Source organism: Pseudonocardia wallangbongensis (assembly GCF_054486945.1).
Genome location: NZ_JBRERS010000003.1, coordinates 476,427 through 500,318, shown reverse-complemented (window position 1 = coordinate 500,318; position 23,892 = coordinate 476,427). Strand labels below are relative to the sequence as shown.

Sequence of the window (23,892 nt, the reverse complement as noted above, 5' to 3'; positions counted from 1 at the left end):
GTGGATCCGAACCCCATCCGACCCCGGCCCGGTGCACCGGGCCGGTAACCGGTCGACCGTCCCGCCGGACATCCCGGTGGGCCGGTGCAGTGGGCACCCGGTGGACGAGGGGTGCAGACTGCACGCCGTGCCCGTTCTGCTCGAGCGCCGGACAAGGCTGCCGCCGGACCCGCGATCGGCCGGGCGAGCACGGCGGATGCTCCAGGAGGCCTTCCGCGAGCTCGAGGAGCCTCCCGAGCCGTCCGCCGACGGCCCGGTCGTCGACGGTTCGGGCGTCGACGTCGACCTCGTCGACACCGTCGTCCTGCTGGCCAGCGAGCTGTGCGAGAACGCGGTCCTGCACGCCGGCACCGAGTTCGAGGTGGCCCTCACCGTCACCGAAGCCGAGATCACCGTGGCCGTCACGGACCGCGGGGCCGGTCCGCTGGAGATCCACCTCGCCCAGCCCCGTCAGCGCTACGGGCGCGCGGCGAGCCACGGGCGCGGCCTCGCGCTCGTGCAGCGGCTGGCCACCTCGTGGGGCACCCGGCACGAGGCCGACGGCCGCCACGTCATCTGGTTCTCCCTCGCCCGCGAGGACCAGCCCACGGCGGCACCGGCCCCGGCGGCACCGCCGGACGCGGAGCGGGTCTGGACCACCGCCGAGCAGGCCCGATGGCTGCTGCACGTGCCCCCGGGGCTCGTCGACCGGCTCGAGCCGGCCGAGCTCGTCGCGGAGCTCGTGCGGAGGCTGCGCGAGCTCCTCGACGCCGAGTCGGTGAGCGTGGAGGTCGACGAGGGCGACGGCACCGGCGCCCGCGAGGTCACCCGCGACGGCAACCCCGACCCCGGGCTCTCCACCGGCGGCGAGATCATCACCGGGGTGGGGGCCGGCTCCGACCGCCGCGTCGAGGTGCGCCTGCCCACCACCGCGCCGCTGCGCGGGGTCCTGCGGGTCACGCACCGCATCGGTGGCGGGGCCGCCACCGACCCGGACCGCACCCGCGACCTCACCGAGCTGATCGCCTACCGGGTGGCCATGGCGGTGGAGTCGCAGTGGCTGCGCGCGGTGGACCAGCGCAGGCGGTCCTGGATGACCTACCTCGCCGAGACGAGCGAGCTGCTCGGCCAGTCGCTCGACGTCGACCTCGCGGTGGCGGTGGTACCGCAGGTCGTCGTGCCGCGGCTCGGTCGCTGGTGCGCGGTGCACCTCGTCGAGCCGTCCGGCGGGATGCGCCTCGCCGCGCTCACCCACGCCGACGAGGACGCCCTGCCCGAGCTGCGCGGCGTGCTCGACCCGGACGGCTACCCCGGCCTGCCCGCCGAGCTGCGCAACCGGCTCGCGGAGGTGGCGCGTGACGGCTCGTCGGCCGTGCGGTTCGCCGTTCCCACCGACGGGATCGCGCTGCCGCTGCGGGCCCGCGGCCGCACCCTCGGCACCCTGCTGGTCGGCCGCCCGCCGAACCGGCCCCACAGCCCGGAGGACGTCGTGCTCGCGGGCGACGTCGCCCGCCGCGCCGCGCTGGCGATCCACAACGCGCAGAGCACCGCCGCGCACGTCGCGGTCTCGCAGGCGCTGCAACAGGCGCTCCTGCCGCGGGCGCTGCCTATGGTGCCCGGCCTCGACTTCGCGGCCGAGTACCTCCCGGCGAGCTCCGGCAGCGACGTCGGCGGGGACTTCTACGACGTGCTCACCGTCGACCCGTCCAACTGGCTGGTGTCGATCGGTGACGTGTGCGGCAAGGGTGCGCGGGCCGCCGCCCGCACCGGGCTGGTCCGCGACGTGCTGCGGGTGCTGGTGCGGGGCGACCGCTCCCTCCCGCGCGCCGTCGAACGGCTCAACGAGGTCATGATCGAGGCCGCCGACCCGTTGCAGTTCTGCACGCTCGCCGCGGCGATGGTGAGCAGGCGCCACCGCGGCACCGGGGGCCCGGACCGGTCGCACGGCACGTCCCGCGGCGGGCTCGACGTCGAGCTCGTGCTCGCCGGGCACGTCCAGCCGGTCCTCGTGCGGGCGGACGGCACCGCGGAGCTGATCGGCACGTTCGGCACCGCGGTCGGGCTCGTGCCCACCGTGCGCCTGACGTGCACCAGCCACCGCGTCGGGCCCGGTGACACCCTCCTCGTCTACACCGACGGCGTCACCGAGCGCCGCAGGGGCCGCGAGCAGTTCGGGGCGGAGCGGCTGCTGACGGTGGCCGCCCGCGCCGCCGGACGTCCCGCGGTGCAGGTGGTGGGCGCCGTGCGCGAGGCGGTGGAACGCTTCTCCACCGAGCCGCTCGACGACGACGTGGCGTTGCTCGCGGTACGCGCAGCACCCTGACGGGCAACCGGTACCACCGACACCCGCCGTTCGAAGCCACCGCCGGATCGACCGGTCGGCCGTACCCTCGGCCGCCGAGCCGACGCATAGTGGAGGAGGCCCGAGATCCGCTCCCGAGGCCCCCGATCCCAGTGAACGACGGAGGTGGAGCACTGGACGCGCAGCGCAGCCGGCGGACAGTGCTCAGGGAGCTGCGTTCGTGGCCGACGATCGTGCTGGTCCTGTTCTGCCTGTGCGTCGGCATCCCGGTCACGGTCGCGGTCACCCCCGCTCAGGAGCTCGACGTCTTCGGCCAGCACATCTCCGTCGGCGCCCGGCCCCCGGACCTGTCCCTCGCCGGGCCCGCCCGGCTCGTGCAGGTCGGCAACACCTCGCTCGACATCGACCAGATGCACATCTACGGCCCGCTGCGGCCCGAGCTCACCATGGGGCCGGTGCAGCGCAACGCTGCCGCAGCCGCCGTCTTCGACCCCGTCGAGGGGCCGCAGGCGCAGGACGACGCGATCTCGGCCGTCACCCACGGCTTCCTCATCTGGTACGTCCTGGGCGGGCTCGGCCTGCTCGCGTTCACCCTCGCGGCCGCAGGCGGCGCCGCCGGCATCCGCACCCTGGTGGTGCTGCGGCGCCAGGGCCGCCACGGCGGCGAGCACGAGCCGCTGCACGAGATCGTCTCCTACTGCGTGCGCGCCGCCCGCCGCATGACGATGATCGCCCTCGTCACCGCGGTGCTCGCCTGGCTGGTCTCGGGGACGCTCGCGGTCACCGGGTCGCTGCAGGGCCTGCGCGGCGTCACCTCGCTGGCCCAGCTCGTCGGCGCCTACCACCTCACCCCCGACCCGGTCGGCCCGCCGATCACCGGGTTCGACGGCGCCGTGATCGGCGACTCGCGCGCCTCGCGGCTGGGTGGCCCGCCGGTCCCCGACGGCAGCCCCGACGACGCGGCCTGCCAGCGCAGCACCGACTCGCTCGCCGCTGAGGTCGGCCACCTGACCTCGGCGCGCGTGCTGAACCTCGCCTGCCCGAGCGCCACCGTCACCAGCGGGCTGCGCGGGCCGCAGGACGCGGGCGGCCGCTCGGTGCCCGCCCAGGTCGGCGTGCTCAAGCAGGCGCAGGACCTGCGGTTCGTCGTCGTCGCGATCGGCCCGAACGACGTGGGCTGGATCGACTTCCTGCGCTACTGCTACGGCGTCCCCGACTGCTCCGACCGCCTCACGCAGGGCGAGTTCGACTACCGCCTCGCCGCGTTCGACCGCGTGTACGGCGACCTCCTGATCGACCTCAACGAGCTGCCCGGCCGGCCGCAGGTGATCATCGTGACGTCGTACGGCGCGTTCCCGCCCGGCGCCGACTGCGCCGACACCCGCGCCGAGGGCTACCCCGGCCTGGACCCCGTCAAGATCGGGCTGCTGAACGACCGGAACCAACAGCTCAACGACGTCCTCGCGGCGGGCGCCCAGAAGTACGGGTTCGCCGTGGCCGACCCCCAACTCGCCATGCTGTGCGAGAAGGGCACCGACGGGCTCGGGCCGGACCTGCAGGGCATGGCCGACCCGTTCCCGTTCCACCCCACCGGGATCGGCTCGCTGCGCATGGCCTCGTCGGTGGTGCGGCAGATCGCCCCGCCCCCGTCGGGGTAGGACTTGTCCCGCCATGTGAGACACGAGCCGACTTCACACATCCAACGCCGACTTCACACATGGCGGGCCTTATGCGAAGTCCATGCTGGATGTGTGAAGTGCCCGCGGAGGTCGGCGGCGATCCGAAGCCCTCATCCAGCCGGCTGCCCGAGCGCCGCCACCGCGTCGACGATGCCGTTGCCGTAGAAGCCGTTGAAGCTCGCCGAACCCTCGCACGGGGCCGTCGGAAGGGCGGTGACCGGGCAGGCGGTCTCGTGCGCCGAGCCGGTGAGCGCGCGTTCCACCGCGTCCGGGTCCATCGTGAGCCCGCCCGGGTGCTGCGGGTCGGGCACGCCGTGCTGGCTCACGACCAGCGCCGCCACGCCGGTGACGTGGGGTGCGGCCATGGACGTGCCCTGCAGGTAGGCGTAGTAGCCGCAGTTGGCCGGATCGGTGCCGCAGACCTTCTGCACCCCGCCCGCCGTGCCCTGCGGGGTGATCTCGCCTGCGGCGTCGACGTCGCCCTCCTCCTGCAGGATGCTCTTCGGGTACGTCGAGAGGATCTCGTCCTGGCTCCCGCCGATGCCGCCGTTGCCGCCCGGGGCGGCCAGGGAGTTCTGCTCGACGCCGTAGTTCGAGTAGGCCGCCTTCTCCCCGGACGGCCCCACGGCGGACACCCCGATGACGTGGGGGCCCTCCACGGGCAGGTCGTTGCAGGTCGCGTTGTCGATGGGGCGTGGGTACTCGGAGCCGGTCGGGTAGTTCGGGCTGCTCGTGTCCTGGCGCGGGTGGCCGAGGTCCTCGTTCTCGTTGCCGAGCGACCCGACCAGCGTGACGCCCTTGGCGTGCGCGTACTCCAGCGCGCGGTCGACCGCCTCCACGGTGGTGCGCTGCTCGATCCGCGCCGCCGGCGGGTCGGCCGGGTTGTCGATGCAGTTGTAGCGCCACGGGTCCACGTAGAACGACATGTTGATCACGTCGACGCCGATGTCGGCGCCGTACGTCAGGGCGTCGAGGACCGGTTGGAGGAAGAACAGGCCGGCGTCCTGCCCGGCGCGGATGTTCACCAGCGTGACGTTCGGGGCCACCCCGGACACGCCGGACCCGTTCGCGGCCGCCGCCACCGTGCCCGCGACGTGGGTGCCGTGGCCGCCGCCGTCGTGGTCGGCGGGGTCGACGCAGCCGTCGAACTCGCAGGGCCCGTCGAGCCGGGCCCCGGTCGGGTCGGTGGGGACGTCGGTGACGAAGTTGCGCGACAGCCCCTTGTCGAGGTTCGGGGCGAGGTCGGGCTGGCTCCCGTCGATGCCGGTGTCGAGGATGCCGACCAGCACCCGCCGGTCGCCCGCCTGCTCGGCGCGCGCGGCGTCCGCCCGGATCATGGACAGGCCCCACAGCCGCGTGTCGAGCGGGTCGAGGCCCGTCGGTCCGGCCGCGGCCTGGTCCGTGGACACGGCCCCGGCGGCGGGCGCGGCCGGCGTGGACTGCGCCGTGCCCACCACGTGGGCGCGGGTCGCGCCGAACACGCCCTCGATCGCGGACACCCGCTCCACGAACCCGGCCGGTGGGGCGTCCACCACCAGCGCGCTCACGGCCGTGTTCTCCCGCAGCAGGTGCCCGCCCGCCGCCTCGATCGCGGAGACCACCCCGTCGCGGGCCGCCGGGCCGTCGAGCAGCACGGTGAACGTGGCGTGGCCCGCCGCCACCGACGTCACCGGGACCGCGTACGGCACCGCCGGTGACGTGGACGGGGTCTGTGCCAGGGAGGCCGCCCCCGCCGTGGCGAGGACGGCGACGGTGGCCGCGAGGGCCCACCCCAGTGGGCGAGGGCTCTTCACGCGACCTCCCGGTTCCCCCGAAGCCCCGGGATCCGGGGTCGGTCGATCACCATAGGACATCCGGGGTGGTCGGGCCGTCACGGCACACTGGTGCGGTGGCCAACTGGGTGCTGCACGTCGACCTCGACCAGTTCCTGGCCGCGGTCGAGGTCCTGCGCCACCCGGAGCTGGCCGGGCGGCCGGTCGTCGTGGGCGGCAAGGGCGATCCGACGCAGCGGGCGGTCGTCGCCACCGCCTCCTACGAGGCGCGCGAGTTCGGGGTGCGGTCCGGCATGCCGCTGCGCACCGCGGCGAAGCGCTGCCCGGAGGCGGTGTTCCTGCCCGCCGACAACGCCCACTACGAGGGGATCTCCGAGAACGTCATGGCGACGTTGCGGGCGCAGCCGGACGTGGTCGTCGAGGTGATGGGGTGGGACGAGGCGTTCGTCGGCGCCGACACCGACGACCCGGAGTCCCTCGCCGGCACGATCCGCGCCGAGGTCCTCGAACGCACCCGGCTGCACTGCTCGATCGGCATCGGCGACAACATGCTGCGGGCCAAGCTCGCCACCTCGTTCGCCAAACCGGGGGCCGGCGGTGGCGTCTACCGCCTCACCGCCGCCAACTGGGCCGAGGTGATGTTCGACCGCCCCACCCGGGCGCTGTGGGGCATCGGCACGAAGACCGCGCGCAAGCTCGCCGACCGCGGCATCACCACCGTGCGGGAGCTGGCGCTCGCCGACCCCGCGGTGCTCGCCGCCGACCTCGGCCCCGCGCTGGGGCCGTGGTACGTGCAGCTGGGTCGCGGGATCGGCCGCGCGGTGGTGGAGGGCACGCCCTGGGTGCCGCGTTCGCGCAGCCACGAGACGACCTTCCAGGAGAACCTCACCGACTGGGCCGACGTCCGCACGGAGGTGGCCGCGCTCGCCCGCCGCCTGGCCTCCGAGATCGACGGTGCCGGCCGCCCGGCGGTGCGGGTGGCGGTGAAGGTGCGCTTCGCACCGTTCTCGACCTACACGCGCAGCGCCACCCTCGACGCCCCCACCACCGACGCCGACCGGTTCGCCGCCGCCGCCCTCGACGTGCTCGAACTGTTCTCCTCGCGCCGCCCGGTGCGCCTGCTGGGGGTGCGGGCGGAGTTCGGGCCGGTGTGAGCTGAGAGACACCTCAGTCCGATCCACGGATCGTCGGTCCCGTGGATCACAGCGCGGCGGTGGGGGCGGTGCGGAAGCACTTCGACCGGCTCGGTGAGCAGGGGCCGGCCCGCCCGGACGCCGACGCGTGCGGCTGGGTGAGCCGCGAGGTCCACCGCCGGTTCCTGCGCCGGTTCGTCCCGCGCGGCGCGCACGTGCTGGAGATCGGGGCCGGGGCCAACCGGTTCACCACCGAGCTCGCGGCCCGCGGCTGCCGCGTCGTCGTCACCGACCCGTCGTCCGCCCGGCTGGCCGCCCACGAGCGCCGGGTGCGCGGCACCCCCGCCGAGCGCAGCGTGCTGCGGCGGGAGGTGCTCGACGGCCCGGACGTGAGCCGGTACGCCGACGGCGAGTTCGACGTGGTGCTCGCCTACGGGGGGCCGCTGTCGGCCGTGCGCGGCTGCGCGGCCGGGGCCCTGCGCGGGCTCCTGCGCGTCGTCGGGACGGACGGCGTCGTCGTCGCGTCGGTGCTGTCGCTGCTCGGTTCGTGGCGCCACCACCCACCGGGCCTCGACCGGCAGGTCGACGGACGGCCGGAGACCGCCGAGCGCAGGTACCGGTGGTCGGAAGTGGCGGAGCTCGTCCACACGGCGGGCGGGCAGCTCGCCGGCGGCAGCGCGAGCAACTGGGCGTCGGCCGGGCCACCCGCCTCGCTCGCGCACCTCGCCGCCGACCGCGAGGCCTGGCGGCGGTTCGTCGAGCACGAGATCGCCGCGTGCGCCGAGCCCGGCGCGCGCGACGGCGGCACGCACATACTGTTCGCCGCCCGCCCGGCCTGATCACTACGTTCGGGGCGTGTACCCGCCCATAGAGCCGTACGACCACGGGATGCTCGACGTCGGCGACGGCAACCAGGTGTACTGGGAGACCTGCGGCAACCCGGACGGCAAGCCCGCGCTCGTCGTGCACGGAGGGCCCGGTTCCGGGTGCACGCCGGGCCACCGCCGCGCGTTCGACCCGCACCGCTACCGGGTGGTGCTGCTCGACCAGCGCGGCTGCGGGCGCAGCGTCCCGCACGCGAGCGACCCCTGCACCGACATGCGCGGGAACACCACCGCACACCTCGTCGCCGACATGGAACGGCTGCGCGAGCACCTCGGGATCGAGCGGTGGCTGCTGCACGGCGGGTCGTGGGGCTCCACGCTGATCCTGGCGTACGCGCAGCGGTACCCGCACCGCGTCTCGGAGATCGTCATCCCGAGCGTCACCACCACCCGCCGGTCGGAGATCGACTGGCTCTACCGCGGCGTCGGGCGCTTCTACCCGGAGGCGTGGGCACGCTTCCGCGACGGCGTGCCGCGCGCCGAGCGCGACGGCGACCTCGTGGCGGCGTACGCGGGCCTGGTGCAGCACCCCGACCCCGCCGTCCGGGAGCAGGCCACCCGGGACTGGATCGCCTGGGAGGACGCCGTCATCTCGGCGGAGCCGAACGCCCGCACCGGCGCGTACGGCGACCGGCCGCCGCTCGCCCAGCTGGCGTTCGTGCGCATCTGCGCCCACTTCTTCTCCCACGGCGCCTGGCTGGAGGAGGGTGCCCTGCTGCGCGACGCGGGCCGGCTCGCGGGCATCCCCGGTTTCCTCGTGCACGGGCGCCTGGACATGGGCAGCCCGCCGCGCACCGCCTGGGAGCTCGCCGGTGCGTGGCCGGACGCCGAGCTGGTGATCGTCGAGGACTCGGGGCACACGGGAAGCGACACGATGCGCGCCCACGTGCTGGCCGCCCTGGACCGCTTCGCCCGCAGCTGAGGCCCATTGCAGCCCGAACGCACTTCCGGGGAGCCACCGCCGCAGCGAAGCAAGGTGGGGGGCCGCCGGGGAATGCGCAGCCAATTTCCTGCAGTCTCATTGCGTGGAAGTGGCTTTGCCGCAATCGGGGCCCGCCCTGCGCGCCCACGCCGCCAGCTCCGTCCAGTCCAACCCCTCGACCGTCCCTCCCCCGTCCACCGCGGTGAAGCGGCCGGGCGCGGTCCGCGACACCAGCGCGCCGCCCTCCCGGCCCACGGCCCAGCCCTCCCGGGTGAGCAGCCGGGCCACGAGCGCGGCCTCCGGGTCGGGCGCGACCACCGCCACGGGCGGTCCACCGGCCGTCGGGCGCATGGTGAACGCTCCCGCGGCCGGGTCGAAGGCGAGTCCCGGCGCCTCGAACACCTCCGCCACCGCGCCGGCCGCCACGAGCGCCTCGGGCGGCCCGGTGCGCAACCCGCCGGCCCGGTCGAGCAGCCACACCCGGTCGGCGACGCGCAGGGCGGGCTCGAGGTCGTGGGTGGACACCACCACGCACAGCCCGTCCTCGCGCGCGAGCCGCCGCAGGACACCGAGCAGCCCGACGCGGGCGGACACGTCCAGGAACGCGGTCGGCTCGTCGAGGAGCAGCACGGCGGGCTCCTGGGCGAGCGCGCGGGCCACGAGGACGCGCTGCCGCTCGCCGTCGGACAGCTCCGCCACCCGCCGGCCGGCGAGGTGCCCGGCCCCGGCCGCGTCGACGGCCGCGGCCACCACCTTCCGGTCGGTGTCGCGCAACGCACCGGTCGGGCCGGTGTGCGGGTGGCGGCCGAGCGCGACCAGCTCCTGCACGGACAGCAACCCGGGTTCGACGCGCTCGGTGAGCACCACGGCGAGCCGGCGGGCGCGCTCCGCGGGTGGCAGCGCGGCGAGGTCGGTGCCGTCCAGCCGGACCGTGCCGGCGAGCGGTGGCAGGAGGCCGGCGACGGTGTGCAGCAGGGTGGACTTCCCGGTGCCGTTCGGCCCGACCAGCACGGTCAGCTCGCCGGCCGCGGCCCGGGCGTCGACCCGGGCGAGCACGGTGCGCGGCGGTCGCCGCCGCCCCGCCCGGTGGCCGGCCGACAGCCCGTCGAGAACGATCACGAGACCGCGACGGCGAACCGCCTGCTCCGCAGCAGCAGCGCGATCACGACCGGCGCACCGACCAGCGACGTCACGACGTTCAGCGGCACCACGACCTCGGTGCCGGGCGGATGGCCCGCCAGCACGCAGGCCAGCACCACCGCGGCCCCGACGAGCGCGGTGACCGGGAGCAGCACCCGGTGGTCGGAGGTGTCGACGAGCACCCGGGCGAGGTGCGGCACCGCGATCCCGACGAACGCGATCGGGCCGCAGAACGCGGTGACCCCGCCGCCCAGGAGCGCGACCGCGAGCACGACGGCGGCGCGCAGCCGCCGGACCGGCACGCCGACGCTGCGGGCGTGCGCCTCGCCGAGCAGGAGCGCGTTCAGCGGCTTGACCGAGAGCGCGGCCACCGCGAGGCCCGCGGCCACGACGGGTGCGAGCACGGCGAGGTCGGCCCGGCTCGTGCCGTCGACGCTGCCGAGCCCCCACACCAGGAACTGCTGGGCGATCCGCGGGTCGCTCCAGGCGAGCACGAGCCCGACGACCGCGGTGGTCGCGGCGCCCACCATCACCCCGACCACCAGGAGCGTCACCACCGAGCGCACCCAGCGCGCCAGCAGGAGCACCAGCCCCAGCACGGCCGCGGCGCCCACCGCCGCCGCACCCACGGCGCCCAGCGCGCCGACGCCCGCGAGGCCTTCGGTGAAGGTCGCGCCGCCGACCGCGGCGAGTGACAGCGCCACCCCCAGCCCGGCGCCGGAGCTCACGCCCAGGACGTACGGGTCGGCGAGCGGGTTGCGGAAGAGCGTCTGCACGAGCGCGCCCGCCACACCGAGCGCGGCGCCGACCAGCGCGGCCGTGAACGCCCGCGGGAGCCGGACCGTGCCGATCAGCACGCTCCACCGCGGGTCCGACGGCGCGGCGCCGGTGAGCACCCGCAGCGTGTCGGCCGGCGGGACGCTCACCGGGCCGAGCGCCACGGCCAGCACGAAAAGCACAACCGTGACGGCACCCGTCGTGGCGAGGAGCCTGTGGCGGCGCGTCACGACACCCGCCGCAGGTAGGTGAGCTCGTGCCCGGGCAGCAGGTCCGGGTGCAGTACGGCGACCAGGTCGGCGAGCTGCTCGTCGGGGTGGGTCACGCCGCGCTCGTGCAGCTCGTTGCCCCCGGTCGGGCCGATCCGCCGGTCCCGGTTCCACACCTGACCGGTGCGGACCGCCGCGAGCGCGGCGTAGCGCGGGTCGGCCGCGGTGACGTCGGCGAGCGTCGGCCAGGGCCCGTCGGCGATCCAGACCGGGGCCGCGCCGTCGGCCGTGTAGACGGTCTCGAAGTCCTCCGGGATGCCGCCGGACGCCGGGTTGCCCGCCTGCGACCACGTGGCGCCCGCGTCGCGCAGGAGCGCACCGGCGGTGCTCCCGCCGGTCGGCACCCGCCAGCCGCCCTCGTAGACCTGCCCGGCCAGCACCGGCACCGGCGGCCCGCCCGCCGCGAGCGCCGCCAGCTCCCGGTAACGCGCTTCGATGGCCGTGAACACCCGCTCGGCCTCGGCCTCCCGACCGGTCAGCACGCCCATCACCTTGATCCACTCGGCCTGCGCGAGCGGGCCGCTCTCCAGGTACTCCGCCCAGCCGAGCACCGGGATCCCCGCCTCCCGCAGCGTCGGGAACGCGGGGTCGTCGGTGCCCTCGCTGAGCAGCACGTCCGGCGCGGCCGCCACCACCCGCTCGACGTCGACCTGCCCGCCGGTGGCGAACCCGGCCACGCGGCCGGCGTCGATGCGGGCACGCACCTCGGGCCCGGAGACGAAACCGGGCGTCCCGACGCCGGTGAGGGCGTCGAGGGCACCGACGGCGACGATCATCGGCAGCTGGGTGGTCGACGCGGCGTAGACGCTGCGCACAGGCACCTCGACCACCGGCGCGCCGGCCAGCTCCGGCGGCAGCGCCGGCGCGGGTGCGCCGCAGGGCACCAGCACGGTCGACTCGGGCGCACCTCCCGGGAACGGCCGGGCGATCGTCAGCACCCGGTAGCCGTCGGCCTCGCGCACCGAGACGTTCGTGGCGTAGCGCAGGTCCACCGGCGCCGGCACCGACCCCGCGCCCGGCGGGCAGTCCGCGGACCGGCCGGGCGGGGCGGCCGCCGGTGCGCCGCAAGCAGCAACCAGCAGGGCCAGCAGGGCCAGCAGCGACCACCCGGAGGCGCGGCGGGGGCTGGTCACGGCTCTCCTCACGAACGGGCTGGGCAGCACGATGATCGTTCCCAGATCTGCCTCAGCACCCTCGCGAGGGCGCGTGCAGGCATCTCGGACCGATCATGCGCCAGTGATCGCTCCGAGATGCGCTGTGGGGCCCCGCGAAGGGCGGTGCCGCGGATCTCGCGGTGATCACTCGTGATGATCACCGGGCTCCCGGAACGCCGCGGAGAGCCACGCCACGGCCTCCTCCACGTTCGCGACGGCCGGCGCGTCCGGCACGGGCGGGCGGGCGATCAGCACGACGGGCAGGCCCAGCTCCCTCGCGGCCACCAGCTTCGCCGCGGTCAGCTCGCCGCCGCTGTCCCGCGCGACGACCACCTCGACGCGGTGCTCGCGCAGCAGCGCGCGCTCGGCATCGGCCGTGAACGGGCCGCGCGCGAGCACGAGGTGGTGCCGGGCCGGTACCGGTGGGGGCGGCGGGTCGACCGCGCGCAGCAGGCACCAGGCGTCCAGGCCGGCGAACGCGGCCAGGTCACCGCTGCCGATGGCGAGGAACACCCGCGTCCCCAGGCGGGGCACCAGCTCGGCCGCGCTCCCGGCGTCGGGGACCCGGCGCCACCGGTCCCCCGGCCCCTCGGCCCAGCCGGGCCGCCGCAACACGACCAGCGGCACGCCGGTGGCCGCGGCCGCCGCGACCGCGTTGGCCGTCATCCGGGCGGCGAACGGGTGCGTGGCGTCCACGACCACGTCGGTGCGGTGCCCCCGCAGCCACGCGGCGAGGCCCTCGGCGCCGCCGAACCCGCCGATGCGGACGTCGCCGCAGGGCAGCCTCGGCACCGCGACGCGCCCGGCGAGCGACGACGTCACGACGAACGCGGGATCCTGGTGCAGGGCGGCCGCGAGGCGGCGTGCCTCGTGGGTGCCGCCGAGTACGAGAACGCTGCGCCGAACGGTCGTGGGTGGAGTCACCGGGTCCGCCTCCGCAGCAGGTAGGTGTCCATGATCCAGCCCTTGCGGGCCCGCAGCTCGGCGCGTCGCCGCACGATCTCCGCCTTGACCTGTTGCAGGGGCCCGTGCAGGAGCGCCTCGTCAGGGGTGCCGAGGTAGGCACCCCAGTAGATGTCCCAGGCGGCGTCGGGCAATGCGGCGAAGGCGTCCACCGCGTCCAGCATGACGACGACGTCGTCCACCCCCGGAGGCGGTCCCTCGTCGGCGAGCCTGCGCCCCGTCGTGACCGTGACCGCCCGCCCGACCCGGTTCAGCGGGACCCCGTGTGCTGCGGCGAGCGCCTGCACGGCGCTGATGCCCGGGACCGAGACCACCTCGAACGCGACGGCGCCCCGGTCGCGGATCCGCTGCAGGATCCGCAGGGTTCCGTCGTAGAGCGCCGGGTCGCCCCACACCAGGAAGGCGCCGCACCCGTCGTCGCCGACCTCGTCGGCGAGCATCCGCTCGTAGAGTGCAGCCCGGCGCTCCTGCCAGTCGGCCACCGCACCCGCGTACCGGCCGCTGGTGGCGCTGCGGTCCCGCTCCGGGTCGCGCGCGGTCACCACCCGGTGCGGGTGTGTGACGTGGCGGGCGAGCAAGGTGGCGCGCAGGCCGGTCAGCTCGGCCTTCGCCTCGCCCTTGTCGATCGTGAAGAACACGTCGGCGCGGTTCATCGCGGCGATCGCCTGCAGCGTGAGGTGCTCGGGGTCGCCCGCGCCGATACCGATCACGTAGATCGTGCGCACTCTCGCTCCTATCCCACGTACGGCGCGTCCGGCGACGGGACGTCCGGGACGCGCAGTACCAACGTGTGCGGCTCGACGCGGATGGACAGCTCCTGCACGTTGCCCACCGGGTCGCCGTCCACCTGGCAGGGCTGCGGGGCCTCGGTGCGGATCAGGATCGAGCGAGCCTGCCAGTGCTCGACGCGCTCGTGCCCGCGGGGACGTCTCGTGATGACGCGCAGGGCCACGGCGATCCATCCGGCGATCGTGCCCGGCGCGAGGCTCACCACGTCGAGGACGCCGTCGTCGATCGCCGCGCGAGGCATGAGCACGAGCCCACCGAGCAGGGTGCCGCTGTTCCCGACGAGGACGGTGCGGGTGCGGCGGCGCAGCGGTGGCCCGTCGTCGAGGCTGAGGGTCACGCGGATGCGCCGGCCGCGCATCGCGCGCAGTCCGGAGATCACGTACGCGAGCGGGCCGACCCTGACCTTCAACGCCTCCGGAGTGCTTTCCATGATCGCGGCGTCGAATCCGGTGCCGGCCATCACGAGGAACACCCGTTCCTCCTCGGCGCCGTCGATCCGGATGCGGCCGACGTCGATGGTCCGGTCGTCGCCGGTGAGGGCGACGCGGGTGGCGGCGGCCACGTTGTCCGGGGTGCCGACGGTGCGGGCGAGCAGGTTCCCGGTGCCCACCGGCACCAGGCCCATCGCCACCCCGGTCCCGGTCAGTGCCTCCGCCACCGAACGGACGGTGCCGTCGCCGCCGCAGGCGAGCACGACGTCCGCGCCCTTCTCGATCGCGAGCTTCGCCTGCCCGGTGCCGGGGTCGTCCACCGTGGTCTCCAGCCACAGCGGGTCGGCCCAGCCGAGCCCGAGGCACACCGCCTCGATCCGCTGCCGCGTACCCGGTTCGATCTTCGTGGGGTTCACCACCACGGCGGCGATGGGGCGGTCCTCCGGCTCGGCGGTCAGCGAGTCGGGGTCGGCGGCGCGCCGGCGCCCCCGCACCACGACAGCCACGAGCAGCCCGACCACGAGCAGCGTCGCGAGCGCGAAGACCCACCACTCGTTCACGGCGGAACCCTATGCGCCCTGCCCGCTCCGGGCGCGCGGCCTACGCCACACAACCGAGCGGCGTAGCCCGACAGCGTGAGGCCGGCTCAGGCGGCGACGAGGCTGTGCGGGTCGGCGTAGGGCAGGCCGAGGTCGTGGGCGACCTGCAGGTTGGTGAGCGCACCGTGGTGCGTCGACAGGCCGGCGGCGAGGGCGGGGTCGGCCGCGATCGCGTCGCTGAAGCCGAGGTTCGCCAGGCGCAGGACGTAGGGAAGCGTCGCGTTGGTCAGCGCGTACGTCGAGGTGTGCGGGACGGCGCCAGGCATGTTGGCCACGCAGTAGAAGACCGAGCCGTGCACGGTGTAGGTCGGGTCGGCGTGCGTGGTGGGACGCGAGTCCTCGAAGCAGCCGCCCTGGTCGATCGCGACGTCGACGAGCACGGAGCCCGGCTTCATCCGCCGGACGAGGTCGCCCTCGACCAGCCGCGGGGCGCGGGCGCCGGGCACGAGGACGGCGCCGATCACGAGGTCGGCGTCCAGGCAGGCCTGCTCCAGCTCGTGGACGTTGGAGGCGACGGTGCGGACGCGCCCCGCGTAACGCTCGTCGATCCGGCGCAGCTTGCCGAGGTCGAGGTCGAGGACCGTGACGTCGGCGCCGAGCCCGACCGCCATCGCGACCGCGTTCTGGCCCGCGACGCCGGCGCCGATCACCACGACGTTCGCCGGCCGCACCCCCGGGACCCCGCCGAGCAGCACGCCGCGGCCGCCGGCGGCCCGCAGCAGGGCGTTCGCGCCGGCCTGCGGCGCGAGCCGGCCCGCGACCTCGCTCATCGGGGCGAGCAGCGGCAGGCTCCCGTCGGGCAGGCGCACGGTCTCGTAGGCGATCGAGGTGGTGCCCGCGTCGAGCAACGCCTGCGTGCACTCCTTGGACGCCGCCAGGTGCAGATATGTGAAGAGGACCTGGTCGCGGCGCAACCGGTGGTACTCCTGCTCGATCGGCTCCTTGACCTTGAGCAGCAGGTCGGCCGCGGCCCACACGCCGTCGGCGGTGGCGACGATGCGCGCACCGGCCGCCTCGAAGTCGGCGTCGCTGATCGAGCTGCCGACGCCAGCGCCCCGCTCGACGAGCACGTGGTGTCCGGCGCGGGTGAGCTCCCGTGCCCCGGCCGGGGTCAGCGCCACCCGGTACTCGTGGTTCTTGACCTCGCGGGCCACACCTATCCTCATGCTCAGAGCATGAAGATAATGCCGATTGCCGGCAACTGTTCCGCAGGAGATTCGGTACGTTACTCCAATGCCATTGCCACCTGCAGGTCCGCGGCCTCCAAGGCCGCTCCGGCCGAAGGACGTTCGACTCGACCGGACCGACCGGTCGATCCTGCGGGTCCTCGCCGACGACGCGCGCATCTCCAACAAGGAGCTGGCCGACCGGGTCGGGATCGCCCAGTCCACCTGCCTCGCCCGCGTGCGCGCCCTCCGGGCGGGTGGCGTGATCCGCGGTTTCCACGCCGACATCGACCCGCGCGCCCTCGGCCACGACCTCGAGGCCATGATCGCCATCCGGCTCCAGCCGCACGCCCGCGGGAGCCTCACCGAGCACGTCGCGGCGCTCTCCGGCCGCCCCGAGGTGCTGGACGTCTACTTCCTCGCGGGCGCCAACGACTTCCTGCTGCACGTCGCCACCTCGAGCACCGACGCGCTGCGCGCGTTCGTGGCCGACCACCTCAACCGCGATCCCGGCATCGCGGGCACCGAGACCAACCTGATCTTCGAGCACACGAGGGCGGCCGGCCGCCGCGGCATCTGAGCGCGGGCCCGCAACTCGGCACGCCGTCCCCGTAGGATGTGATCCCATGAGTCCGGGGGGCAACGTGGACGTCGATCCTGTCGAGGAATTCCCTCTTCTCACGCGGCTGTTCCAGGCCGCGGCCGAGCGCGGCGAGGGCACCGTGCTCGGGCTGGTGCCGCCGGGGCGGTCGCGGATCGGACGCGTGTCGCGGGTCGACTCCGCGGCGTTCGCCGAGCGGCTCGCCACGGCCTACCGGGAGCGCTCGCCCGCGATGGTCCGCTACGCCACGCGCAAGGTCGGCGACGCCGGCCGCGCCGAGGACGTCGTGCAGCGGGCCTTCGAGAAGATCCTGCGCCGCCAGCAGGGCGACCCGCCCGAGATCACCAACATGCAGGCCTACGTGCTCACCGCCGTCTGCAACGAGATCAACCGCGAGCTGCGCGAGGTCATCCCGGCCCGGGCGAACGTCAGCATCGACGACCCCGAGCGCGGCGGCGACGACACCCCCAGCGCCCGCGTCGACGTCTCCACCCAGGTCGCCGACGCCGCGGTCCTGCGCGACGCGCTCGCCACGCTCTCACCCCGCGAGCGCGAGGCCGTCGTCATGCGGATGCAGTGGCAGCTGTCCGTGGCCGAGGCCGCCGAGGTCATGCAGCTGTCCGCCGGAGCGGTGAAGCGGTACACGTCCGACGGCCTGCGCCGCCTGCGCGAGCGGCTGGACCCGGCGTTCGTCGCCTGAGGCGGCCGCCCCGGCCGGCCGCGCACACCGTCTGGGGTCCGCACACATGGTCGGGCATGTGTGCGGTGCAGCCACGATGTGCGCGGTGAGGTTGCCGGGGCCGGGGCTCAGGACTGCACGAACTCCCGTAGCCCTGCTAGGAGCCGGTCGACGTCGGCGTCGTCGACGTAGGGCGCCAGGCCGATCCGCAGCGCCCCGGTGTCGCCCAGGCCGAGACGGCGCGAGGGCTCGAGGGCGTAGAAGGCACCCGCGGGCGCGTGCACCCCGCGCTCGGCGAGGAAGGCGTACGCCGCGGCCGGTTCCCGGTCGGCGAACGTGACGAGCAGCGTGGGCGTGCGGTGCGCCGCCCGCGACAGCACGGTGACGCCGGGGAGCCGGGCGAGCCCGTCCTCGATCCGCTCCCGCAGCCGATCCTCGTGCGCCGCGATCGCGCCGAGCGCGCCGACGAGCCGGTCGCGCCGGGTGCCGCCGGACCCCGGCGGGGCCAGACCGGCGAGGAAGTCGACCGCCGCGGTGGTGCCGGCGAGGAGCTCGTAGGGCAGCGTGCCGAGCTCGAAGCGTTCCGGCACCACGTCGGACGAGGGCAGCAACTTCTGGGGCCGCAGCCCCTCGAGCACGGCGGGCGCCGCGGCGAGCACCCCGCAGTGCGGCCCGAGGAACTTGTACGGGGAGCAGGCGAAGAAGTCCGCGCCGAGGGTCTCGACGTGCACGGGCTGGTGGGCGGCGGCGTGCACCCCGTCGACGTAGGTGAGGGCGCCGGCGTCGTGCGCGAGGTCGGTGATCGCCCGGACCGGCGGGCAGGTGCCGAGCAGGTTCGACGCGGCCGTGACGGCGACGAGCCGGGTGCGCGGGGAGAGGACCTGCGCCACGGCCTCCGCCGGGAGCTCGGCGGTGGCCGGGTCGAACTCCGCCCAACGCACGCGGGCCCCCACCGCCTCCGCGGCCAGCACCCAGGGCCGGACGTTGGCGTCGTGGTCGAGCGAGCTGACGACGACCTCGTCGCCGGGCTCCCAGGTGGCCGCGAGGGTGCGGGCGACGTCGAAGGTGATCTGGGTCATGCTGCGGCCGAAGACGACCCCGGCCGGGTTGGCGCCGAGCAGGTCGGCCACGGCACGGCGGGCGGCCACGACGATGTCGTCGGCGATGCGCTCGGATGCGGTGACGCGGCCGCGGTTGGCCAGCGGAGCCACCAGCGTGCGTGCCACCGCATCCGCCACCGGGGCGGGGACCTGGGAGCCGCCCGGACCGTCGAAGTGGGCGTATCCCGCCTCCAGGGCCGGGAACTGGGCGCGAACCGCCGCGACGTCGTAGATCACCCCGACACCATGTCACGGGACGGGGCGGTAATCACCAGTCGTCGGGCTCGGGGCCACCCTCGCCGTCGGCACGATGCCGTCCCTCGTGCAGGCCGCGCTGGTAGGTGCTGAGCCGGTCCCGGACGCGGTCGGGTGCGCGCTCCGCGGGCGGGGTCGGGCGCGGCACGCCGGCGCTCCGGCCGTTCTCGGTGGTGCGCGGGGGCGGTACGAGCTGGTCACCCGGGCGGCGGCGGGGCAGGCCGCTGGACGTGGTGGGGGGCGCCGGTTCGGAACGGGCGGCACGGGCCGCGGCCTCGCGCCACTCGTCGTCCTGCGGTGTCTCCCAGTCCATCGGGCCGGACGGACCCGGCCCACCGCCCGACTCGTCCTCGCGGAACCACGCGGACGCGATCGCCTCGAAGATCGGGGTGGCGTACCGGTCGTCGATCGGTTCCAGCGGCAGGTCGAGCAACGGGCCGAAGAGCTCGTCCACCTGCGAGGAGGACGACGGCGAGTAGGCGGGTGCCTCGTCGAACGACAGCGACGGCCGCACGCTCCCGTTGGTCGGCTCCCCGCTCGGGGGCAGGGTCGTGCCGTTGGTGCCGTTGGTGCCGTTCGTCCCGTGCCCGTTGCCGCTGCCCGCGTCGAAGCCGAACTCGTACGTCGACAGCGACGACAGCGAAGACAGCGACGAGGGCACGGGTGGCGACGACGGCACGGGCGGCATAGGGGGCGCGGGCGGCACCGGGGGCGCGGGCGGCGGGGACGACAACGACGACAGCGACGAGAAGGAGGACAACCCGGTGCGGTCCACCGCCGGCTCCGGCGTGGGGAGCACCGGCTCCTCCACGGTGACCACCGACGGCGGGCAGTGGACGCTCGCCACGAGTCCGGAGCCTGCGGGCGGGGGGCCGGCGGGGGGCCGGCGAAGGGCGATGCCGTGCCGGGAGCACCGGGAGAGCTCCTCGGCCGCGGCGGCGGCCCGGTGGCTACCGAGCCCGTCGGGGTCGTACCGGGCCGCACCGTCTACCAGCACGTCGACGGTGGCGCCGCTGCCCCGGGCGGAGCGCTCAACCCGGCTCACGAGATCGATGCCGGCACCCGGGTAGACGGCAGTGACGTGATCGACCAGCTCGGCCAGCACGTGCACGAGCTCCACCGCGGCCGCCGGCGCGACGAGGACGGCCGGGGCCGACCGCACGTCCACCCGGTGGGGTTCCTCGGCCACGGCGGCGGCGTCGGAGACGAGCTCGCCGAGCGGGCGCGGCCCCGCCGACCGCACCCCGGGCTCGTGCCCGGCGAGCAGCAGGAGGCTCTCGGCGTCGCGGCGCATCCGGTGGGCCGTGTCCTGCATCTCGGGGAGGCCGGGCGGCTCGGGGTAGAGCTGCTCGGCCTGGAGCCGCTCCAGCAGCCAGATGTGGCGGTCGAGCCGGGCCTGCAGCCGCCGCGCGATCCCGGCGGCCACATCGTCCCCACCAAGATCGTCACCGCCACGATCGACAGCACCTCGATCGACGGCGAAATCAGGCGCGCCGGCATCCCACCGGTCGGTGCCCGCAGCGGATCCGAGGTGCGCGAGGTAGCCCGAGTCTCCCTCGTAACCTCTGTCCACCAGCCAGTCCTCTCCAAAGGGTCGACGAGTCGTGCCGGTTCCACCCCCGAGCGGCGTGACATGTGTCACGGTCGGGCAACGTCACCGGCTGCCCTGGCGACCGCACGCTACCCCGCGGCGGCCTCCCACTGATCGCGAGCGCGGAGAGTGCGCTCAGGGCGCGCCTTTCTGCGACGGGCGGCCCCGACCGGCCGTGACCTGCGTAGGGCGGCAGGCACCGTAGCCCATTCGGGTGCCTTTCGCCTACCGGCGGGTGGCGAGCGGCCGCCTCGCCGCGGCGGAGTGGTACAAGCGCTCGCCACCGATGAGTTCCGCTGCCGCGGGAGGTCATAAGTCTGCGCCGGGCGTATGCGCGCCCGGCCGGGACGACCGATGTGCGAGGAGGAGTGCCATGACCGGTGTCCGGGTCCTGGTGGGTACGCGCAAGGGAGCCTTCGTGCTCACCGCGGACGGGGTGCGCGAGCGCTGGGAGGTGAGCGGACCGCACTTCGCGGGGTGGGAGATCTACCACGTGGCCGGGTCGCCGGCCGATCCCGACCGGCTGTACGCGTCGCAGTCGGGCGGCTGGTTCGGGCAGATCGTGCAACGCTCCGACGACGGGGGCGCCACCTGGTCGCCGGTGGGCAACGAGTTCGCCTACGCCGGCGTGCCCGGCACCCACCAGTGGTACGACGGCACCCCGCACCCGTGGGAGTTCGCGCGGGTGTGGCACCTCGAACCGTCGGCCACCGACCCGGACACCGTGCTCGCAGGCGTCGAGGACGCGGCGCTCTTCCGCAGCACCGACGGTGGCGGCAGCTGGACCGAGGTGCGCGGCCTGCGCGAGCACGGCTCCGGGCCGAACTGGCAGCCGGGCGCGGGCGGGATGTGCCTGCACACGATCGTCGTCGACCCGCGGGACCCGGCGCGGATGCACGTCGCGATCTCCGCGGCGGGCGTCTTCCGCACGGCCGACGGCGGCGCGTCGTGGGAGCCGGCGAACCGCGGCCTGCGCTCCGAGGGCATCCCCGACACCGACGCCGAGGTCGGGCACTGCGTGCACAACCTCGCGATGCACCCGGACCGGCCGGACACGCTCTACATGCAGAAGCACTGGGACGTGATGCGCAGCGACGACGGCGGCGGCCACTGGTACGACATCGGCGAGGGACTGCCCAGCGACTTCGGGTTCCCGATCGACGTGCACGCGCACGAGCCCGACACCGTCTACGTCGTGCCGATCACGAGCGACTCCGTGCACTTCCCGCCGGACGGCCGGCTGCGGGTGTTCCGCAGCCGCACCGGCGGGAACGAGTGGGAGCCGCTCACCAAGGGCCTGCCGCAGGAGCACTGCTACGTCAACGTGCTGCGCGACGCGATGGCCGTCGACTCGCTGGACGGCTGCGGCGTGTACTTCGGGACGACCGGCGGCCAGGTGTACGCCTCGGCCGACGCGGGCGACACCTGGGCCCCGATCGTCGAGAACCTGCCGGCCGTGCTGTCGGTGCAGGTCCAGACCCTGCGATGACCGTGAGGGTGAAGCTGCCCGCGCACCTGCGGAAGCTGGCACAGGTCGACGGCGAGGTCCGGCTCGACGTGCCGGCCCCGGTCACCCAGCGGGCCGTGCTCGACGCCCTGGAGGCCCGCCACCCGGTGCTGCGCGGCACGATCCGCGACCACGGCACGCTGCGCCGCCGCGCCTTCGTGCGGTTCTTCGCCTGCGAGGAGGACCTGTCCCACGAGGAGCCCGACGCGCCGCTCCCGAGCGAGGTGGTGGCGGGAAAGGAGCCGTTCCTGGTGGTGGGTGCGATGGCGGGCGGCTGAGGCCCGCAACGGCTCCCGATTCGCAGCATGGTGGCCATACTCCGGTTGAGCCGGAGTATGGCCACCATGCTGCGGTTCCGGGGCGGGGCGGGCAGGCGCGGCTACTCGAAGCGGCTCGGGTCGCCTGCGCCTCGGCGGGTGATCTCCGGTTCGTCTCCGGAGAAGTCGACCACCGTGGTGGGTTCCGTGCCGCAGTCGCCCGAGTCGAGCACCGCGTCGACCGCGCCGTCGAGCCGCTCCTTGATCTCCCAGCCCTGGGTGAGCGGCTCCGGCTCGTCGGGCAGGAGCAGGGTGGACGACAGCAGCGGCTCGCCCAGCTCGGCGAGCAGGGCCTGCGCCACGGTGTGCTCCGGGATGCGCACGCCCACGGTCTTCTTCTTGGGGTGCAGCAGGCGCCGCGGCACCTCCTTGCTGGCCGGGAGGATGAAGGTGTAGCTGCCCGGCGTCGCGGACTTGACCGCCCGGAACACCGTGTTGCTGATGTGCACGAACTGCCCGAGCTGGGCGAAGTCGCTGCACACCAGCGTGAAGTGGTGTTTGTCGTCGAGCTTGCGGATCGACCGGATGCGGTCGATGCCGTCCCGGTCGCCGAGCTGGCAGCCCAGCGCGAAGCACGAGTCGGTGGGATATGCGATCAGCCCACCGTCGCGCACGATGGCCGCGACCTGGCCGATCGCGCGTCTCTGGGGATCGACCGGGTGGACGTCGAAGTACCGCGCCATGTGGCGGAGCGTAGGACGGATCGGTCGCTCCCGGCAGATCGAAACGCCCGTGCGGGTCAGCGCGGTCTCTCCACGGTGATCTTCTCGATCGTCCATTCCCGCGCCTTGTCGCTGAGCGTGACGCCCAGGCCGGGCCGCTCCGACAGGTGCATCCGGCCGTCGCGGATCTCCAGGCGCTCGGGGAAGAGCGGGTGGAGCCAGTCGAAGTGCTCGACCCACGGTTCGAGGGGGTAGGCGGCCGCGAGGTGCACGTGGATCTCCATCGCGAAGTGCGGCGCGAGCTGGAGGTTCCGCTGCTCGGCGAGGGCGGCGAGCCTCAGGAACTGGGTGATGCCGCCGATGCGCGGGGCGTCGGGCTGCAGGATGTCGACGGCGTCGTGGCGGATCAGCTCGGCGTGCTCGGCGACGCTCGTGAGCATCTCGCCGGACGCGATCGCGGTGTCCAGCGAGCGGGCGAGCGCGGCGTGGCCCTCGGCGTCGTAGGCGTCGAGGGGCTCCTCGATCCAGACGAGGCCGAACTCCTCGAGTGCGCGCCCGACCCGCATCGCGGTGGGCCGGTCCCACTGCTGGTTCGCGTCGACCATGAGCGGCGCGTCGTCGCCGATGTGCTCGCGGACGGCGCGGACCCGGCGCAGGTCCTCGGCCCGGTCCGGCTGCCCGACCTTGATCTTGATGCCGCCGACGCCGGACTCGAGGGTGCGAGTGGCGTTGTCGAGCACCTGCCCGACGGGCTCGTGCAGGAAGCCGCCCGAGGTGTTGTAGCAGCGCACGGAGTCGCGGTGGGCGCCGAGCAGCTTGGCCAGCGGCAGGCCGGCCCGCTTGGCCTTGAGGTCCCACAGCGCCACGTCGACCGCCGCGAGGGCCTGGGTGGCGGCGCCGCTGCGCCCGACGGAGGCACCCGCCCATACGAGCTTGGTCCACAGCCGGCCGATGTCGCTGGGGTCCTCCCCGACCAGGTCGGGGGCAACCTCGCGGGCGTGGGCGAACTGGGCCGGTCCCCCGGCCCGCTTCGAATAGCTGAACCCGACGCCCTCCAGGCCCGCCTCGGTGGTGATCTCGGCGAAGAGGAAGGCGACCTCGGTCATCGGCCGCTGCCGGCCCGTGAGCACCTTCGCGTCGCTGATGCCCGTCGGCAGCGGCAACGTCACCGACGAGAGCGTGACCGAGCTGATCCGGTCCAGGACGGCGGACAATGCGGCT

The 23,892-nt window shown here is 74.8% G+C and carries 21 protein-coding genes; 9 read left to right on the top strand and 12 right to left on the bottom strand.

All coding sequences use genetic code 11. From position 1 onward, the window contains the following. The first annotated feature begins 127 nt into the window (after positions 1 to 127). A complete protein-coding gene (locus ACU436_RS13690) occupies positions 128 to 2,302 on the top strand; it encodes a SpoIIE family protein phosphatase (protein ID WP_459025142.1) in 2,175 nt (724 codons plus the stop codon). A gap of 179 nt (positions 2,303 to 2,481) precedes the next feature. Next, the gene (locus tag ACU436_RS13685) at positions 2,482 to 3,939 is read left to right on the top strand and encodes a GDSL-type esterase/lipase family protein (protein WP_459025140.1); all 1,458 of its coding nucleotides are present in this window, start codon (positions 2,482 to 2,484) and stop codon (positions 3,937 to 3,939) included. A gap of 131 nt (positions 3,940 to 4,070) precedes the next feature. On the opposite strand, the gene ACU436_RS13680 is transcribed toward ACU436_RS13685, so the two are convergent. Next, complete coding sequence (locus tag ACU436_RS13680; protein WP_459025138.1) at positions 4,071 to 5,753, bottom strand: S8 family serine peptidase; 1,683 nt, start codon at positions 5,751 to 5,753, stop codon at positions 4,071 to 4,073. A 95-nt stretch (positions 5,754 to 5,848) separates the two neighbouring features. On the opposite strand from ACU436_RS13680, the gene ACU436_RS13675 reads away from it, so the two are divergent. From ACU436_RS13675 to pip, 3 genes are read left to right on the top strand one after another with little or no spacing between them, the layout of a single operon-like run. Continuing rightward, positions 5,849 to 6,886, top strand: a complete 1,038-nt coding sequence (locus tag ACU436_RS13675; RefSeq protein ID WP_459025136.1) for a DNA polymerase IV — start codon at positions 5,849 to 5,851, stop codon at positions 6,884 to 6,886. Between the two features lie 41 nt (positions 6,887 to 6,927). Then, entirely contained in the window at positions 6,928 to 7,704 is a 777-nt protein-coding gene (locus ACU436_RS13670; RefSeq protein ID WP_459025134.1) for a class I SAM-dependent methyltransferase, read from the top strand. Between the two features lie 16 nt (positions 7,705 to 7,720). Beyond that, entirely contained in the window at positions 7,721 to 8,671 is a 951-nt protein-coding gene (pip, locus tag ACU436_RS13665; RefSeq protein ID WP_459025132.1) for a prolyl aminopeptidase, read from the top strand. A 96-nt stretch (positions 8,672 to 8,767) separates the two neighbouring features. On the opposite strand, the gene ACU436_RS13660 is transcribed toward pip, so the two are convergent. The 7 genes from ACU436_RS13660 to ald all read right to left on the bottom strand — a co-directional run bounded on the left by ACU436_RS13660 (position 8,768) and on the right by ald (position 15,959). After that, positions 8,768 to 9,790 (bottom strand): ABC transporter ATP-binding protein, encoded by a 1,023-nt coding sequence (locus ACU436_RS13660; protein ID WP_459025130.1) that lies wholly within the window; start codon positions 9,788 to 9,790, stop codon positions 8,768 to 8,770. After that, a complete protein-coding gene (locus ACU436_RS13655) occupies positions 9,787 to 10,770 on the bottom strand; it encodes a FecCD family ABC transporter permease (RefSeq protein ID WP_459025128.1) in 984 nt (327 codons plus the stop codon). Before ACU436_RS13655 ends, ACU436_RS13660 begins: the two co-directional genes overlap by 4 nt. Before the next feature lie 44 nt (positions 10,771 to 10,814). After that, entirely contained in the window at positions 10,815 to 11,990 is a 1,176-nt protein-coding gene (locus tag ACU436_RS13650) for an ABC transporter substrate-binding protein (RefSeq protein ID WP_459025126.1), read from the bottom strand. 165 nt (positions 11,991 to 12,155) lie between these two features. Then, a complete protein-coding gene (locus ACU436_RS13645) occupies positions 12,156 to 12,935 on the bottom strand; it encodes a cobalt-precorrin-6A reductase (protein WP_459025124.1) in 780 nt (259 codons plus the stop codon). Further along, complete coding sequence (gene cobF, locus ACU436_RS13640) at positions 12,932 to 13,699, bottom strand: precorrin-6A synthase (deacetylating) (protein ID WP_459025122.1); 768 nt, start codon at positions 13,697 to 13,699, stop codon at positions 12,932 to 12,934. Before cobF ends, ACU436_RS13645 begins: the two co-directional genes overlap by 4 nt. An 8-nt stretch (positions 13,700 to 13,707) precedes the next feature. After that, entirely contained in the window at positions 13,708 to 14,754 is a 1,047-nt protein-coding gene (locus ACU436_RS13635) for a diacylglycerol/lipid kinase family protein (RefSeq protein ID WP_459025120.1), read from the bottom strand. 86 nt (positions 14,755 to 14,840) lie between these two features. After that, a complete protein-coding gene (gene ald, locus ACU436_RS13630) occupies positions 14,841 to 15,959 on the bottom strand; it encodes an alanine dehydrogenase (protein WP_459025118.1) in 1,119 nt (372 codons plus the stop codon). Between the two features lie 67 nt (positions 15,960 to 16,026). Here ald and ACU436_RS13625 point away from each other — a divergent pair, with 67 nt between their 5' ends. Then, positions 16,027 to 16,539 carry an Lrp/AsnC family transcriptional regulator gene (locus tag ACU436_RS13625; protein ID WP_459025117.1) on the top strand — a complete coding sequence of 171 codons (513 nt, stop codon included), beginning with the start codon at positions 16,027 to 16,029 and terminating at the stop codon, positions 16,537 to 16,539. Positions 16,540 to 16,585: 46 nt separating this feature from the next. Beyond that, positions 16,586 to 17,260 (top strand): RNA polymerase sigma factor, encoded by a 675-nt coding sequence (locus tag ACU436_RS13620; RefSeq protein WP_459025115.1) that lies wholly within the window; start codon positions 16,586 to 16,588, stop codon positions 17,258 to 17,260. Between the two features lie 107 nt (positions 17,261 to 17,367). Here ACU436_RS13620 and ACU436_RS13615 read toward each other — a convergent pair whose 3' ends face one another. Continuing rightward, the gene (locus ACU436_RS13615) at positions 17,368 to 18,576 is read right to left on the bottom strand and encodes a cysteine desulfurase-like protein (protein ID WP_459025113.1); all 1,209 of its coding nucleotides are present in this window, start codon (positions 18,574 to 18,576) and stop codon (positions 17,368 to 17,370) included. A gap of 31 nt (positions 18,577 to 18,607) precedes the next feature. Next, complete coding sequence (locus ACU436_RS13610) at positions 18,608 to 20,020, bottom strand: hypothetical protein (protein WP_459025111.1); 1,413 nt, start codon at positions 20,018 to 20,020, stop codon at positions 18,608 to 18,610. Positions 20,021 to 20,558: 538 nt separating this feature from the next. Here ACU436_RS13610 and ACU436_RS13605 point away from each other — a divergent pair. Together ACU436_RS13605 and ACU436_RS13600 are read left to right on the top strand one after the other, a co-directional pair. Continuing rightward, a complete protein-coding gene (locus ACU436_RS13605; protein WP_459025109.1) occupies positions 20,559 to 21,674 on the top strand; it encodes a WD40/YVTN/BNR-like repeat-containing protein in 1,116 nt (371 codons plus the stop codon). Further along, entirely contained in the window at positions 21,671 to 21,970 is a 300-nt protein-coding gene (locus ACU436_RS13600; RefSeq protein ID WP_459025107.1) for a MoaD/ThiS family protein, read from the top strand. Before ACU436_RS13605 ends, ACU436_RS13600 begins: the two co-directional genes overlap by 4 nt. Before the next feature lie 101 nt (positions 21,971 to 22,071). Here the strand turns inward: ACU436_RS13600 and ACU436_RS13595 are convergent, their stop codons facing one another. Further along, entirely contained in the window at positions 22,072 to 22,692 is a 621-nt protein-coding gene (locus ACU436_RS13595; protein WP_459025105.1) for an L-threonylcarbamoyladenylate synthase, read from the bottom strand. Positions 22,693 to 22,748: 56 nt separating this feature from the next. After that, positions 22,749 to 23,885: an L-talarate/galactarate dehydratase gene (locus ACU436_RS13590; protein WP_459025103.1), complete on the bottom strand. Its 1,137-nt coding sequence runs from the start codon at positions 23,883 to 23,885 to the stop codon at positions 22,749 to 22,751. Positions 23,886 to 23,892: the final 7 nt, after the last annotated feature.